Here is a 14,413-nt window from a genome sequence, read left to right as displayed (position 1 = left end):
ACTCCCTTATCAATTATCGCTGCATTGCTTCAGCACTTTTCTCCGCTAACGATGTGAGCACCTCATGGCCCTGCTCACTTACCAACACATCATCTTCAATACGAATGCCGATCCCCTTCCAACGATCAGCAATCGCAGGTTGCCCGTCTGGCACTGGCAAGCGGTCACTGACATACAAACCCGGTTCAACTGTTAACACCATGCCGGGCTCAAGATCCACCGGATGCTCACCAAGGCGATAGGCGCCTACATCGTGAACATCAAGACCAAGCCAATGGCCAGTGCGATGCATATAAAGGTGTCGGTAGGCCCCTTGCTCAATTAGTCCATCAACACTGCCAAGCAATAAACCCAATTCCACAAGCCCTTCAACGAGCACCCGCACCGCAAGATCATGCACGCGATCAGCAGTGCCACCCGGTCTTACCTCAGCGATCGCTGCCTGCTGCGCTGCTAAAACCAGCTCATACAGAGCGCGTTGCTCTGCGCTAAAGCGTCCGTTAACAGGGAAGGACCTAGTGATATCTCCGTTGTAGTAATCAACGAGCGAACAGCCTGCATCGATCAGCACCAGCTCGCCATCAACAAGCGGAGCATTGTTAGCGGTGTAATGCAACACGCAGGCGTTATCGCCGCCGGCCACGATCGATCCATAGGCAGGGCCGCGCGCGCCTTGCTCAAGAAAATGCTGCTCGATAACAGCCTGCAGCTGTCGCTCATTCATGCCCGGACGCGCCGTATTCCTAGCCAGCTGATGAGCTTGCGCAGAAATCCGAGCCGTCTCACGCATGCGCTCGATTTCATCTGCTCCCTTGCGCAACCTCAACTGATGGATGAAAGGGCAAGGGGCCACAAGACCAAGCGCTGATAAGCCGCTGCGTGGGGCCTGATCGAGTTGCTTAGCCCAGGCTTGCAGAACCAGCGGCTCCACCTTTGGGTGCTTCCCCACCCTGAAGCCAATCGCTTCGGCGCCTTTGAGGTAATCGCCCAACAGCTGAGGTAATTCAGCTATTGGATGAGCACGATCAGCACCGAACTGCGCCACTGCTCCCTCGACACCCCAACGGAAGCCATTCCATACCTCGGTCGTTGGCTCTTTGGGTTGCACAAACAGCACAAAACGCTCACCTTCGGGCCGGTAGGGCAAAAGCAAAGCCACCGCATCAGGCTCATCCAGACCCGTGAGATACCAGAAGTCACTGTTTTGACGAAACGGATACTCGCAATCGGCGTGATGCGTCACGAACGAAGCCGCTGGAATTACCGCTGCAACACCCCCCAATTGCGCCATCAAGCAAGCGCGACGCTGATGGAAGATACACAGATCGATCACGGCAAGAGACACAACAGCATTTGGACGTCAGGATGGCAGCAGAACACCATGCAGGGGGAACCCTCCATGCCATCGTCCGCCATTAGCGGATCACCACTAATCCTGATGCCCAAGACGGTCACACTGCGTGGCCATGATCAGGAGTCGCAAAAGCATTTACGACTTGTCGTGATCAACCACGACATCCTTACTCCCCCCCGCCAGGCATGAGCAACGACCTGCTGGTCTTAACGCTATTGGTCGTTATCGTTATCACCGGTTCTGCCTTGTGCTCAGGTGTGGAGGCAGCACTACTCACAGTGAATCCTGTGCAAGTGCATGAGCTGGCAGCACGGCCCCAACCAATCGCTGGCGCCAGACGCTTAGCCCAACTACGTCAACGGCTGGGACGCACTCTGTCTGTACTGGTGATCGCCAACAACGGCTTCAACATTTTCGGCAGCCTGATGCTTGGCGCCTTTGCGGCTTATGTCTTTGAGAAGCACAACATCAATGATGTGGCCTTGCCGTTGTTTTCGGTAGGTCTCACATTGCTCGTGATCGTGCTGGGCGAGATCCTGCCGAAATCCCTCGGCAGCCGCCTGGCCCTCTCGGTTTCCCTCTCCAGTGCCCCAGTGCTGCACCTGCTGGGCCTGCTGATGCGCCCTGTAGTGGTGTTGCTCGAGCGGTTATTGCCAGCAATTACCGCCGAGAACGAACTGAGCACGAATGAGAATGAAATCAGGCTGCTGGCAAGGCTGGGGTCGCAAAAAGGGCAGATCGAGGCCGATGAAGCTGCCATGATCGCCAAGGTGTTCCAACTCAACGACCTCACAGCCCGCGACCTGATGATCCCCCGGGTGGCAGCTCCCACCCTCGATGCTGCTGCCAACCTTGAAACACTTCGCCCTGAACTGCTCACCCACAACGCCGAGTGGTGGGTCGTGCTTGGCAAAGAAGTCGATAAAGTTCTTGGCGTGGCCAGCCGCGAAAGGCTGCTCACCGCCCTTCTGCAGGGTCAGGGTCACCTCACCCCTGCAGACCTCAGTGAAACGGTGGAATTTGTACCTGAAATGATTCGCGCCGATCGACTCCTCACTGGCTTCCGTCGTGACAACAGCGGCGTGAGAGTGGTGGTTGATGAGTTCGGCGGTTTCGTGGGCGTGATCGGTGCCGAAGCGGTCTTGGCCGTACTGGCCGGCTGGTGGAGGAAGTCAAGCTGATGACGCAACCCCCCTCCACACCCGAACGCTGTCAGCTTCTACTCAGCCAGTGGGTCAAACAACTATCGCTGAGTAACCGCGAATACAACCAATTCGCTGGGGAGCTGATCGCACTGAATCGCCAACTCAAGCGATTGGAGCAGCGTCGCTTGCGCATCGCAGTGTTTGGTCGAGTAGGAGTCGGCAAATCAAGCCTGCTCAATGCACTATTGGGCCAGAACGTCTTTGCCACCGATGTAGCCCATGGCTGCACCCGTCACCAACAAGCAGTGGATTGGTGCCAACCGATTAATAATCTTGATTCTGTAGAGCTGGTCGATACTCCCGGCATCGATGAGATCGCTGCTGCCGGCAGGGCACGGCTAGCGGCGAGGGTAGCTCTGCAGGCAGATCTGGTGCTGCTGGTTCTTGACAGCGACCTCACCAGCGTCGAAGCAGCTGCACTCAAGACCCTGCTCAAAAGTGGCAGGCCAATCGTGCTTGTGCTCAACCGCTGCGATTGCTGGTCGCCAGAGCAGCGCAATGCACTTTTGGCAAGTATTCGCAGCCGCCTGCCCGCTGCAGCTCTCCAACTACAACTCCATGCTGTGGCCGCCGCGCCACGTGAGGCCAAGCTTCGTGCTGATGGCCTTGTGCGTAGCAAGATCTGCCCCCCTCAAGTGGAGCTGCTGCGCAAAGCCCTGATTCACCTGCTGATGGAGCAGGGTGAGTTGCTTTTGGCTCTCAATGCCTTACGCCAGGCCGACCGTTTTTACCAGGTCCTCAAGCGAGGAAGGTTGCAGCGAAGCAAGGCTGCAGCCCAAGGCTTAATCGGCCGTTTTGCCGCCATCAAAGCTTCCGGTGTGGCGGCCAATCCTCTAGTGCTACTGGATCTAGCCGGAGGTATGGCTTGTGACACTGCTCTGGTCGTCAAGCTTTGCCAGCTCTATGGCCTGCAGATCGGCGGCCCTGCAGCCCGGCAACTACTCGGCCGACTCTCAAGCCACAATGTCCTTCTAGGAGGTGCTCAGCTGGGCATTCAACTGGCGCTCAGCGCAGTGCGTCAGCTGCTGCTGCTGGCAGTTCCCTTCACCGGCGGTTTAAGCCTGGCGCCAGCAGCACCAGTTGCCCTCGCTCAAGCAGCCCTCGCCGTGCATACAACACGACGCACCGGCCGCCTAGCAGCACGAGAACTACTGCTTGGTAGCCAACGACGCGAGGCCCAACCAGCTGCACTGCTAAGGCGCCTGGCTGCCAACGACCCTCAAGTCAGGCGCTGGCTGATCGATTGGCCAGAGCTGGCGGCCAACGAACCGTGCCAACTTCAGACCCTGCTTCCATGAGCAAGCATCAGGGCACCATCGCCCTGTTTGGCACCAGCGCCGACCCCCCAACCTGCGGCCACCAAGCACTGTTGGAAGGCTTGTTGGCGATGTTCCCAAAGGTCGTCACCTGGGCTAGCGACAACCCGATGAAACGCCACTGCGCCCCATTGGAGAATCGAAAAGCTCTGTTAGCTACTTTGGTGAAGGCGATCGCTAATCCGCAGCTAGAGCTGGTGCAAGAACTCAGCAGTCCATGGGCGATCACTACTCTGAAACTTGCAAACACTCGCTGGCCTAGCAACGAATTGGTGTTTGTGGTTGGCAGTGATCTGGCCGGCCAAATCCCCCACTGGAAAGATGCTCGGGCTGTCTTGCAACTCGCCCGCCTCGCCATTGCTCCTCGGCAAGGTTGGCCACTACAGCTACAGCAACTCGAAGCCCTGGAATGCTTAGGTGGTCGTATCGAGCTACTACCAATGCAAATCCCCGCCACCTCAAGTTCTGAGGTGCGTAGTCAACCCAAGCCGGCCCAGATCCCTGCAGCATTGTGGCCATTGGTTCTGAAACACAACCTCTACGGCCTCGCCACCAGTCCCTGATGCGCCTTGCTCTAGCCCAGCTCAATCCACTTGTAGGCGACCTGGCTGGCAACGGCGAAAAGATTCTGACTGCCTGCCGTGAGGCTGCTGATCTCGGCGCAGATCTGGTACTCACACCTGAGCTTTCTCTGTGGGGATATCCACCCCGAGATCTGTTGCTTAGCCACAACCACCTCGTTCAACAGAGCGATGTGCTCAACAAGATGGCGAGCATCCTTGCCCGCGAAGCCCCTGATCTGGCAGTGCTCGTGGGCCTAGCTGAGCAAGCCCATGACCCTCAACTGCCCCAGCTCTTCAATGCTCTAGCTCTGATCAAAAGCTCCCAATGGCAGGTGGTAGCTCGCAAGCAACTGCTACCCACCTATGACGTCTTCGATGAAAAACGCTATTTCCGCCCGGCAGGAACTCCGGCTGTGTTGGAGTTTGAACGCGATGGGCGTCGCTGGCGTCTTGGGCTCACAATCTGCGAAGACCTCTGGGTGGAAGAAGCACTGCAGGGCAAGCGCATTGCCGGCCCTGACCCCATCGCAGCGCTCCTGCCACAAAACATCGACCTACTGCTTAATCTCTCGGCTTCGCCATTCAGCCAATCCAAAGAACTTCTACGCCAGCGCCTGGCCGCTAGGGCTGCGCAGAGACTGACTGCTCCGGTGATCTATGTGAATCAAGTGGGCGGCAACGACGAGCTGGTCTTTGATGGCGCCAGTTTCGTCGTCGATGAGCATGCTGAACTTGCCCTGCAATTGCCAAGTTGTCGCGAATCAGTAGCCATCTGGGATGCAACCTCTACAGCGACCCATCTCGACATCCCTACGATCGAACCACTGGAGAAACTATTCCGGGCATTGGTTCTAGGTGTGCGTGACTACGCTGACAAATGCGGCTTTAAGCGTGCACTGCTTGGCCTCAGCGGTGGTATCGATTCGGCTCTCGTGGCCGTGATCGCTGCAGCGGCAATAGGTGCCGATCAGGTGACATCCCTACTGATGCCCTCACCCTGGAGTTCAGCCGGTTCAATTGATGATGCCCTAGCCCTAGCCAAACGGCTAGGGATGGCTACCCACACTGTGTCGATTGCGACCTTGATGACGAATTTTGAGACTGCCCTCATCCCTACTCTCGGCAAGCCACCCGAGGGCGTTACTGCAGAGAACCTCCAATCCCGCATCCGCGGCACCTTACTGATGGCATTGGCCAACCAACAAGACCAGCTGCTGCTATCCACTGGCAACAAATCTGAACTAGCAGTGGGCTACTGCACCCTCTATGGCGATATGAACGGCGGCCTAGCCGTGATTGGAGATGTCTACAAAACCAACGTCTTTAACCTCTGTGATTGGCTCGACAGCCCTGCCGCCGAAACATGCCGCCAAGAGGTAGGACTACCAACTAAAGGCGAGCTGATCGGTACGACAATCCGCCAAAAGCCTCCCAGCGCCGAATTGCGCCCGAACCAACGCGATAGCGATTCACTACCCGACTACGCCCTCCTCGACCCTCTGCTTAAAGCTCTGATTGAAGAACGCCTCAGTACGGAGCAACTTGTCAGCAGAGGACATAACCCTGCCCTGATTGGGCGGGTGCAGCAATTATTGCGAAGGGCCGAATTCAAACGGCGACAGGCCCCACCCCTGCTGAAGGTGAGTTCACAGGCCTTTGGCAGCGGCTGGCGGCTACCGATCGCCGCCGAATAATCACCACAAAACCTGGTCAGGCTGCCCTGATGTCGCCAACCTAAAAGAAGTCATTGGCGTCCATGGACTCCTCTATTCTTTCGGCCCCAATAGCCAGCATCGGGGTACCGACCGAAATTAAAGCCGATGAGCTGAGAGTGGCTCTTACTCCTGACGGGGTGAAAGAACTGGTCAACAAGGGGCTAGAAGTAAGGGTTCAGGCTGGTGCCGGGGCTGGAGCGGGCATTGGCGATGAGGCCTTCGCTGATGCCGGTGCCAAGCTTGTCAACCACGAGGAGGCCTGGGCAGCCCATCTCGTCGTGAAGGTGAAGGAGCCTCAGGAAGAGGAGTTCGGTCTACTCAGGCAAGACATGGTGCTCTTCACTTACCTACACCTAGCCGCCTACCCGAAGGTGGGTGAAGCCCTACTCAATGCTGGCACCACCGGCGTGGGTTACGAAACGGTGCAACTAGAAAACGGCAGCCTGCCGCTACTGGCACCAATGAGCGAAATCGCCGGCCGTCTAGCCGCACAAGTGGGCGCCCATTTGCTCGAACGACCTCATGGCGGACGCGGCGTGCTGATCGGAGGCTGCACCGGCGTGCAACCGGCCCGGGTGGTCGTGTTGGGCGCTGGCACCGTGGGCTGGAATGCAGCCAGGCTGGCCGCAGCCATGGACGCCGAAGTGATGCTGCTAGACCGCTCACCTGAACGGTTGCGTAGCCTTGAGACAAGCCGTCGCGGCAGGCTGATTAGCGTTGTCAATAGCCGTGGCCTGCTGGAGCGACTCATCCCCACTGCAGACCTTTTGATCGGCGCCGTCCTGACGCCCGGAGGTCGAGCACCCACCCTCGTCGATGAAGAGATGGTGAAACAAATGAAGCCCAATTCAGTGATCGTGGATGTAGCGATCGATCAGGGAGGTTGTGTGGCCACCAGCCAAGAAACCACCCATACCCATCCCACCGTGACCATCCACGGCGTCCAGCACTACGCCGTCGGCAACATGCCAGGTGCGGTGCCTTTTACCTCCACTGAAGCTCTGGTGAGTGTGACGCTGCCCTACATCCTTGGCATTGCCGGGCGGGGCCTTGAGGAGGCCGTCACCGAACGTCCCGAACTTCTTTCTGGGCTCAACACAATTCAAGGCTCCGTTTGTCATCCGGGTGTCGCCAAGGCCCTAGGGCTACCACCAAGGCACCCAATGGCATGCTTACGCTAAACACCCTGCACCACAAAACCAGCTCTCAAAAACACCGCTTCGCAACGCTTTTAATCAGCATCACGACATTGGCGTATCAGAGCTGGGGGGAGATCTCACTCAACCGATCCAAAGGCCTCTGCAGGGAGTCCTTCGCAATCCCCTCCCTGAGAGCCAATAGCAATCCTGCCGCTTCCGCATAACTACAAGCTCTCTGCACTCCGGATGTGATTCCCAGCGCCTCTGGCGTCACCTTCAGCACGCTCGGGTTGGACACGGTGATCAAAGGGACACCCCGCTCCAAGCAAGCCAACACCGCTTCACCTCCAAGAGCACCCTCCGGGGCCACCACGGCACCAAGCTGTTCAGCATGCAACTGCTCTGCTCCTGCCGGCAATGCATCTTCAGTTTTGAGTGGCACAAGATCCGGAGCGCGACTTAATCCCACCAATACACAGGCCAAAAATGTATAGCCCAACTCCTCCCCAGCAGCACGTGGATCCAAAAGTGGATCGCATGGCAGTGGAGACAAAGCCGGCGCATGAGCGCAAGGCAAGCCGAGCTCACGCACCAGCAAATGGCTAATCACCGCCTCGGCACCGGCAAGCGCATCAACACCACTGCCCTGGCGATAGGCCCTCAGAGCCTCGCTTTGAGGATCCTCCGGGAAACGGGCAACCACAGCGATTGCGCTCGCACCGGCATCGCGAAGCTGCTCTCCAGCCCGCAGCAGCGCATCGGGCTGGCCTAATTCACCCCAGCTAGCCCCACTACTCCCCTCACGTAAGCGCACCTCCAAGGGAACCTCTGTGGTGACCACTGGCCCGAGATTCAAGCCAAGACTGGCGCGACAACCCTCAGCAACCTGCCATTGCCTCTGCCGCAACTCCGGTTCGATGCCAGCATCCAACAACAGACCAATCCGTTGCTGACGCACAGGTCGCAAGCCAAGCTCACCAGCCGCAAAACGATCCAAGCTGTATCCCTCGACGTATTGAATGCGCGGGTCGCTCCAATAAAGCGCCGCTCCATTGATCACATTCGGATGGGTGATCAAGCAACCGCTAGCTGCTGCTAACAGCCGAGCACTAGGCAAAGCATCACCGGCATAGCCACCAATCTCACAGCCAATCCCCGTAGGCACCACCAGCAAAGTAGGCAATGGAGGCGGGATCGATACGCTTGCAGAGAGAAGAAAAGAAGGGATCAAAACGTCATCCCCTTACGTGTCAGAACTAACCACAACCGCCTCAATCTTCAACTTACGAGACTGGTCACCATTGGATTCCACTGCTGTGATCGCCCAGCGCAAGGGCTCGCCATGAGCAGCGAGCTGTTCTCGTAACCAGGGCCTCAACTGATGCAAAGGCAACTGCGCAGACCAGACCAGCTCAAGCTGCATCACACACAAATTCAAGCTCACTTCAGATGCTCACCAAACTGGGCTTCATTGAAGACATCCTGCCACCACAAAACTGGCAAAAAACGCTGTGCTCCGAGCCATCAATCTCAATGGTGTAAGCAAAGCTACGCCAAAAGCTGTGGCAGTGATCCAGATCAAAATGCATCATGCTGATCAAACCTCTCAGGAGAAAGGCTCAACACTCAGGCCACCATTGAAGTCACTCTCGAAAAAACACCGCCAAGATCACCGCTCACCCGTTCTGCATCGCAAAAAATCAAACCATCAAAAAGCCGGTCTCAAAAGACCGGCTAACTGAAGTCAAATCAAGCGCAAGGCTAGGAACAAGACCCACCTACAACTTCCAGAATCTCCTGGGTAATTGCTGCCTGACGTGCTTTGTTGTAGTCAAGCGTGAGTGTCTTAGCTAAGGCCTTAGCGTTGTCGCTGGCATTGTTCATCGCCGTCATCCGACTGGCCAACTCGGAAGCCGCAGATTCCTGAAGGGCACGCAGCATCTGATTTTGCAGATAGAGAGGCAACAAAGCATTGAGCAGTTGCTCAGGACTCTGTTCAAAAATGATGTCCGAAGGCAGCGGAGGCTGCTCATTAGCAGGCCCAACACCTTTCTCAACCGTGAGACGACTATCCTTCGTCGTCAACCGGAAGATCTCATCATCGGCTTCGGCGATGCCCTGGGGATCAAGCGGCAAGAGGGTTTGCACCACAGGGTTGCAGCTCACAAGGTTAATGAACTTGGTGTAAATCACCTCGATTCGATCTGTGCTTTGAGAAAGGAATTCGGCTAAAACCTCAGTGGTGATCGACTCTGCGTCGTCAGAGGTTGGAACTTGCTCAAGGCCTGTGAAGGTAGCCCGAATCGTGTACTGGCTTGATCGATTGCTGAAATAGGTGATTGCCTTGCGACCAATTAAGACAAGATCAACCTTGTATCCCTGACCATTCAACTCGGCATAGCGCTGCTCAGTGCGTTTGATGATGTTGGAGTTGTAGCCTCCGCAAAGGCCACGATCACCTGTAACCGCAAGCAGGGTAATGATTTTGAGATCGCTGGTCTTCAAGAGAGGCGCATCTGCCATCTCAAAACTCATTCGCGATTGAATGTTCTCCAACACGCGAGCCAACCGGTCGGCGAAAGGGCGACTTCGCAACACCTGTTCCTGTGCTCGACGCACTTTCGCAGCGGCTACGAGACGCATCGCCTCAGTAATCTTTCTGGTGTTCTTAACGGAAACGATCCGGTCGCGGATGTCCTTGAGGTTCGCCATGGATAGGGTTCTCCGGGTTTACCTTCAGGGTCAGGCCGAGGCCAGCATCGACGACTTCACCTCGTTGATGGCGGCCTTGAGAATGGTCTCAGCATCCTCGTTGAGCACTTTCTCAGTCTGAACTTTGGTGATGTACTCGGGCTTGTTGGTCTTGAGGTAATCACGCAATTCACGTGAAAACTGAGTGACCTGATCCTCTGGCACCTCATCAATCAAGCCTTTCACTCCTGCATAAACGATCGCAACCTGCTCAGCCAAATTCAGCGGTGCAAACTGAGGCTGCTTAAGCAGCTCGCGCAGTCGCTTACCCCGCCCCAACTGCTTCTGAGTTGCTTCATCTAAATCAGAGGCGAACTGAGAGAAAGCAGCCAGTTCATCAAACTGAGCCAACTCAAGCTTCAACGTGCCGGCAATCTTTTTGATCGCTTTGGTTTGAGCAGCACCACCAACCCGGCTCACTGAAATGCCAACGTTGATGGCAGGACGCAATCCTGAGTTGAAAAGATCTGAACTCAAGAAAATCTGACCATCCGTGATCGAAATCACATTGGTAGGGATATAAGCAGACACGTCTCCTGCTTGGGTTTCAATGATCGGCAGTGCCGTCATCGAACCGCTACCCATCGCATCAGAAAGCTTTGCTGCCCTCTCAAGAAGGCGGCTGTGAAGATAGAAGACATCTCCTGGATAGGCTTCACGACCGGGAGGACGACGCAGCAGCAGTGACATCTGACGATAGGCCTGGGCCTGCTTGGTTAGATCGTCGTAGATGACCAAAGTCGCCTTGCCCTTGTACATGAACGACTCAGCGATAGCTGCGCCCGTGTAAGGAGCCAGGTACTGCAAAGCAGCAGGGTCGGAAGCGCTAGCTGCCACAATCACGGTGTAATCGAGAGCGCCCTTCTCGCGTAGCACCTCAACCACGTTGGCCACAGAGGCAGCCTTCTGGCCGACAGCTACATAAACACAGACAACATCCTCTCCCTTCTGGTTGATGATCGTGTCGATGGCGATCGCGGTCTTACCTGTCTGACGGTCACCAATGATCAACTCACGCTGACCCCTACCGATAGGAATCATCGAATCGATTGATGTAATTCCTGTCTGCAGCGGCTCATGCACCGACTTACGTTTGATGATGCCTGGAGCTATCGACTCAATCAAGCGACTCTCAGTGCTGGGGATGTCGCCTTTGCCATCCATCGGTTGACCCAAAGGAGTCACCACTCTGCCCAGCATCTCATCGCTGACGGGCACTGAGGCAATCTTGCCAGTGGCTTTGACGGTACTGCCTTCCTGAATACCAACACCCTCACCCATCAACACCGCACCAACGTTGTCGTCCTCCAAATTGAGGGCGATCCCTTCAGTGCCATCCTCAAATTCCACCAGTTCGCCAGCCATGACCTGCTCAAGGCCATAGACACGAGCGATACCGTCACCAATCTGCAGAACAGTGCCGACGTTGCTGACGGAAACCGACTTGTCATAGTCGGAGATCTGCTGCTTGAGAATCGCGCTGATCTCGTCGGGGCGGATGGAAACCATGGGAGGCGTTGGTGTTGAGGAAGAGGGTGAGAAAGAGAAAAAGGTAGGGAGCTAGCTCACCTTGGCCAGTGCCAGGCCAAGACGTCGAACCTGTCCAGCAACGCTGGCGTCGATCACCTTGGAGCCGACGTTGACAACGAAACCACCGATTAAATCTGGATCAATTTTGAGGTTGATCTCCAACTTGTCGGTATTGGCCACAGCCTGCACTTTCTTTTGCAGCGCAGCCTGTTGCTGCTCACTGAGTTCAGCAGCAGAGGTCACTGTGGCGAGAGCGATGTTGCGTTGCTCGCGATAGAGCTCAATCAAGCGCTCAAGCACCGCATCCAAAACGCCGATTCGTTGACGATCAGCGAGCAGCTTCAGCAGGTTGAGGAAAGAAGGTGTGACCTGATTAGCAAACAGCTTTTGCAAGGCAGCCTTCTTGGCCTCCACTTCCAAAACGGGTGAGGCCATTGCCCCACTTAGCTCAGGGCAGTCGTTCCACAAGGCCAGAACTGCCTTTGCCTGATCAACCACCTGATCGACTTCCTTGCGGCTTTCAGCCACTTGAAGAAAGGCCTCGGCATAGGGGGTGGTGATGGTGTTAAGCAGTGGCATCAGGCTTCCCCAAGGTTTTTGATGGACTGACTCACCAACTTGGATTGAGCCTCGGCATTGAGTTTCCCAGGTAAAGCAGATAGTGCATTCTCGATCGCCATACGGGCAGCTTCTCGACGCAATTGAGCGCTAGCACGACTGGCTTCAGCATTGAGATCTGCTGTAGCACCCTGCTTAACACGTGCCATCTCCTCAACCGTGCGTTTTTCACTGTCAAGACGAATGGCTTCTGCACGAAGCTTGCAATCCTCGCGGATCTGTTCGGCTTTCTGATGGGCAGCTGCCAAATCCTTTTTGGCAGCTGCCAAAGCCTCAGTGGCCTTAAGCAGACGATCTTCAGCATCCTGAAGATCAGCCATAATGGAGACACGGCGGCGCTCAAGGATCCCCCCTATAAAAGGAGGAAGGAATTTGTAGAGGCCGAAAATAACAATCGCCAGATTGACAATGTTGGCGTCAAACAAGTCGAGGTTCAGGCCGAAACCACCCTCACTGGCAAAGAACAAAGGACTAATCATTTGGCTGCCAGCAGGCGGTTAACGATGAGATCACCAAGCTTTTCTGCATCTCCCTTAAGTTGACTCAGGGCCGAATCCCTCTGAGCATCAATCTCACGGCGAGCCTTCTCCCGAGCTGCATTCGCATCAGCATTTGCAATAGCGAGGGCTTCTCGGTAGAGCTGTTCAGAATCCTTTTCAGCTTCTTGAATTAACTGCTGGGCAGCGATACGGGCTGACTTGAGCTGTTCCTTAAGCTCTAACTCCAGCTTCTCCGCCTCCGCAAGCTTTTGCTTCGCCTCAGCGCGACTGGTTGTGACATAGACCTCTCGTTCCTCAACGACCCGACCAACGGGTCTGAAGAAGAGAGCATTGAGGATGAAGGTGAGGAGCACCACCTGCAACGCCATGAGCGGCAGAGTGGCATCGAAGTCAAATAGACCTCCAGCACCGAACAGAAGCAAGCTGGTCATGAGGCGAGAGTGACAGCAGTTGAAGCAGGACTCAGAACGGAGTGAAGGCTGGAGGGCGATGAATGCCCCTGGGAAGAGTTCCGATCAACTCACAACCATGGCCGTGAGGTGATGAGAGCAGCCAGCGACCGACTCCGGTCTGGATCAACCAGCGAAGGGATTGGCGAACAGCAACACCAAGGCGACCACAAGGCCATAGATGGTGAGAGATTCCATAAAGGCAAAAGAGAGCAGCAGGGTGCCGCGAATCTTGCCTTCAGCTTCAGGCTGGCGGGCAATGCCCTCAACAGCGCCGCCTGCAGCGGTGCCCTGACCGATACCTGGGCCGATGGCCCCGAGGCCTACAGCTAGACCAGCGGCAACAACAGACGCGGCGGTGGTAATGGAATCCATGGTTGAACTAAAGGTGTGGGGCGCTAAAACAGCGCGTATGGGGACCGAGAGGTTGATACCAGCGCCAGGGACATCTCGGAGATTGTGAGATGGGCCCGAACAAGCCGGACCTGCGCGCATGGAGTTTGCCAGACCGAGGGGTTAGGCCTTGCTAGATCAGAGTTTGATCAATGGTGCTCTTCTACCGCTTCACCGATGTAATAGGCGGCGAGGGTGGCGAAGATTAGAGCCTGAATGGCACTGGTGAACAGGCCAAGGAACATGACCGGGACTGGCAGGAAGAGGGGAACAAGGAAAACCAAAACCGCAACAACCAATTCATCAGCAAGGATGTTTCCAAACAGACGAAAGGAGAGTGATAAAGGCTTGGTGAAATCCTCCACGATCTTGAAGGGGATCATGATCGGGGTTGGATGGACGTAGTACTCGAAGTACCGCAATCCCTTGCGACTCAAACCGGCATAGAAGTAAGAGAGCGACACAAGTAGAGCAAGTGCCACGGTGGTATTGATATCAGCCGTAGGAGCACCCAACTCCCCACTGGGGAGGTGGATTAATTTCCATGGGACCAAAGACCCGCCCCAATTGCTTACAAAGATGAACAAGAACAACGTGCCAATGAACGGCATCCAATCGCGATAAGCCTTCTCACCAATCTGGGTGCGAGCTAAATCACGGATGTAATCCCAGAGGAACTCGAGAAGATTTTGAACACCGTGTGGATCACGCTCCATCTTGCGTGTGCCCACAACAACAAGGGCAAGAATGGCGCCAATCACAATCCAGGATGTCAAGAACACCTGGCCATGGAGCTGAAGATTGCCAATCTGCCAGTAAAGGTGTTGACCCACCTCCAGTTCGGCAAAGGGAAGAGCAATTGGCAAGAAACCCATCAGGC

The 14,413-nt window shown here is 55.8% G+C and carries 16 protein-coding genes; 6 read left to right on the top strand and 10 right to left on the bottom strand.

Features of this window, described 5'->3' with window-relative positions; genetic code table 11:
• Positions 1-13 precede the first annotated feature (13 nt).
• Positions 14-1,291, bottom strand: a complete 1,278-nt coding sequence (locus SIB74_RS01085; protein ID WP_063396318.1) for an aminopeptidase P N-terminal domain-containing protein — start codon at positions 1,289-1,291, stop codon at positions 14-16.
• Between SIB74_RS01085 and SIB74_RS01080 the strand changes: the two genes are divergently transcribed.
• The 6 genes from SIB74_RS01080 (at position 1,235) to ald (ending at position 7,334) form a co-directional block, all read left to right on the top strand.
• The gene (locus SIB74_RS01080) at positions 1,235-1,543 is read left to right on the top strand and encodes a hypothetical protein (RefSeq protein ID WP_063396319.1); all 309 of its coding nucleotides are present in this window, start codon (positions 1,235-1,237) and stop codon (positions 1,541-1,543) included. The two genes, SIB74_RS01085 and SIB74_RS01080, sit on opposite strands and share 57 nt — an antisense overlap.
• Positions 1,540-2,535 carry a CNNM domain-containing protein gene (locus SIB74_RS01075; protein ID WP_063396320.1) on the top strand — a complete coding sequence of 332 codons (996 nt, stop codon included), beginning with the start codon at positions 1,540-1,542 and terminating at the stop codon, positions 2,533-2,535. The genes SIB74_RS01080 and SIB74_RS01075 overlap by 4 nt, the downstream gene beginning before the upstream one ends.
• Complete coding sequence (locus SIB74_RS01070) at positions 2,535-3,857, top strand: GTP-binding protein (RefSeq protein ID WP_063396321.1); 1,323 nt, start codon at positions 2,535-2,537, stop codon at positions 3,855-3,857. The genes SIB74_RS01075 and SIB74_RS01070 overlap by 1 nt, the downstream gene beginning before the upstream one ends.
• Positions 3,854-4,438 carry a nicotinate-nucleotide adenylyltransferase gene (locus SIB74_RS01065; RefSeq protein ID WP_063396322.1) on the top strand — a complete coding sequence of 195 codons (585 nt, stop codon included), beginning with the start codon at positions 3,854-3,856 and terminating at the stop codon, positions 4,436-4,438. Before SIB74_RS01070 ends, SIB74_RS01065 begins: the two co-directional genes overlap by 4 nt.
• A complete protein-coding gene (locus tag SIB74_RS01060; protein ID WP_063396323.1) occupies positions 4,438-6,132 on the top strand; it encodes an NAD+ synthase in 1,695 nt (564 codons plus the stop codon). The genes SIB74_RS01065 and SIB74_RS01060 overlap by 1 nt, the downstream gene beginning before the upstream one ends.
• 62 nt (positions 6,133-6,194) lie before the next feature.
• Complete coding sequence (gene ald, locus SIB74_RS01055) at positions 6,195-7,334, top strand: alanine dehydrogenase (RefSeq protein WP_063396324.1); 1,140 nt, start codon at positions 6,195-6,197, stop codon at positions 7,332-7,334.
• A gap of 76 nt (positions 7,335-7,410) precedes the next feature.
• Here the strand turns inward: ald and SIB74_RS01050 are convergent, their stop codons facing one another.
• From SIB74_RS01050 to atpB, 9 genes are all read right to left on the bottom strand, one after another.
• Positions 7,411-8,523: a DUF3326 domain-containing protein gene (locus SIB74_RS01050; RefSeq protein ID WP_063396325.1), complete on the bottom strand. Its 1,113-nt coding sequence runs from the start codon at positions 8,521-8,523 to the stop codon at positions 7,411-7,413.
• 12 nt (positions 8,524-8,535) lie between these two features.
• Positions 8,536-8,736: a hypothetical protein gene (locus SIB74_RS01045; protein WP_231906095.1), complete on the bottom strand. Its 201-nt coding sequence runs from the start codon at positions 8,734-8,736 to the stop codon at positions 8,536-8,538.
• 317 nt (positions 8,737-9,053) lie between these two features.
• Positions 9,054-10,004 carry a F0F1 ATP synthase subunit gamma gene (locus tag SIB74_RS01040; protein WP_063396328.1) on the bottom strand — a complete coding sequence of 317 codons (951 nt, stop codon included), beginning with the start codon at positions 10,002-10,004 and terminating at the stop codon, positions 9,054-9,056.
• Between the two features lie 30 nt (positions 10,005-10,034).
• A complete protein-coding gene (gene atpA, locus SIB74_RS01035) occupies positions 10,035-11,552 on the bottom strand; it encodes a F0F1 ATP synthase subunit alpha (RefSeq protein ID WP_011130835.1) in 1,518 nt (505 codons plus the stop codon).
• 51 nt (positions 11,553-11,603) lie between these two features.
• Complete coding sequence (gene atpH, locus SIB74_RS01030) at positions 11,604-12,152, bottom strand: ATP synthase F1 subunit delta (RefSeq protein WP_011130836.1); 549 nt, start codon at positions 12,150-12,152, stop codon at positions 11,604-11,606.
• Positions 12,152-12,670: a F0F1 ATP synthase subunit B gene (locus SIB74_RS01025; RefSeq protein WP_063396329.1), complete on the bottom strand. Its 519-nt coding sequence runs from the start codon at positions 12,668-12,670 to the stop codon at positions 12,152-12,154. Before SIB74_RS01025 ends, atpH begins: the two co-directional genes overlap by 1 nt.
• Positions 12,667-13,122: a F0F1 ATP synthase subunit B' gene (locus SIB74_RS01020; protein ID WP_011130838.1), complete on the bottom strand. Its 456-nt coding sequence runs from the start codon at positions 13,120-13,122 to the stop codon at positions 12,667-12,669. Before SIB74_RS01020 ends, SIB74_RS01025 begins: the two co-directional genes overlap by 4 nt.
• Positions 13,123-13,266: 144 nt before the next feature.
• Complete coding sequence (gene atpE, locus SIB74_RS01015; RefSeq protein ID WP_011130839.1) at positions 13,267-13,515, bottom strand: ATP synthase F0 subunit C; 249 nt, start codon at positions 13,513-13,515, stop codon at positions 13,267-13,269.
• A gap of 167 nt (positions 13,516-13,682) precedes the next feature.
• Complete coding sequence (gene atpB, locus SIB74_RS01010; protein WP_011825154.1) at positions 13,683-14,408, bottom strand: F0F1 ATP synthase subunit A; 726 nt, start codon at positions 14,406-14,408, stop codon at positions 13,683-13,685.
• Between the last annotated feature and the right edge of the window lie 5 nt (positions 14,409-14,413).

This window comes from Prochlorococcus sp. MIT 1306, from assembly GCF_047304515.1.
In the GTDB taxonomy this organism is placed as follows: Bacteria; Cyanobacteriota; Cyanobacteriia; order PCC-6307; family Cyanobiaceae; genus Prochlorococcus; species Prochlorococcus marinus_D.
This window is presented reverse-complemented; position numbering and strand designations above follow the sequence as displayed.

Coding starts and splice junctions, on each gene's coding strand:
- SIB74_RS01080 (WP_063396319.1), top strand. CDS start 1,235: ATGCGTCACGAACGAAGCCGCTGGAATTACCGCTGCAACACCCCCCAA.
- SIB74_RS01085 (WP_063396318.1), bottom strand. CDS start 1,291: ATGGCGCAATTGGGGGGTGTTGCAGCGGTAATTCCAGCGGCTTCGTTC.
- SIB74_RS01075 (WP_063396320.1), top strand. CDS start 1,540: ATGAGCAACGACCTGCTGGTCTTAACGCTATTGGTCGTTATCGTTATC.
- SIB74_RS01070 (WP_063396321.1), top strand. CDS start 2,535: ATGACGCAACCCCCCTCCACACCCGAACGCTGTCAGCTTCTACTCAGC.
- SIB74_RS01065 (WP_063396322.1), top strand. CDS start 3,854: ATGAGCAAGCATCAGGGCACCATCGCCCTGTTTGGCACCAGCGCCGAC.
- SIB74_RS01060 (WP_063396323.1), top strand. CDS start 4,438: ATGCGCCTTGCTCTAGCCCAGCTCAATCCACTTGTAGGCGACCTGGCT.
- ald (WP_063396324.1), top strand. CDS start 6,195: ATGGACTCCTCTATTCTTTCGGCCCCAATAGCCAGCATCGGGGTACCG.
- SIB74_RS01040 (WP_063396328.1), bottom strand. CDS start 10,004: ATGGCGAACCTCAAGGACATCCGCGACCGGATCGTTTCCGTTAAGAAC.
- atpA (WP_011130835.1), bottom strand. CDS start 11,552: ATGGTTTCCATCCGCCCCGACGAGATCAGCGCGATTCTCAAGCAGCAG.
- atpH (WP_011130836.1), bottom strand. CDS start 12,152: ATGCCACTGCTTAACACCATCACCACCCCCTATGCCGAGGCCTTTCTT.
- SIB74_RS01025 (WP_063396329.1), bottom strand. CDS start 12,670: ATGATTAGTCCTTTGTTCTTTGCCAGTGAGGGTGGTTTCGGCCTGAAC.
- SIB74_RS01020 (WP_011130838.1), bottom strand. CDS start 13,122: ATGACCAGCTTGCTTCTGTTCGGTGCTGGAGGTCTATTTGACTTCGAT.
- atpE (WP_011130839.1), bottom strand. CDS start 13,515: ATGGATTCCATTACCACCGCCGCGTCTGTTGTTGCCGCTGGTCTAGCT.
- atpB (WP_011825154.1), bottom strand. CDS start 14,408: ATGGGTTTCTTGCCAATTGCTCTTCCCTTTGCCGAACTGGAGGTGGGT.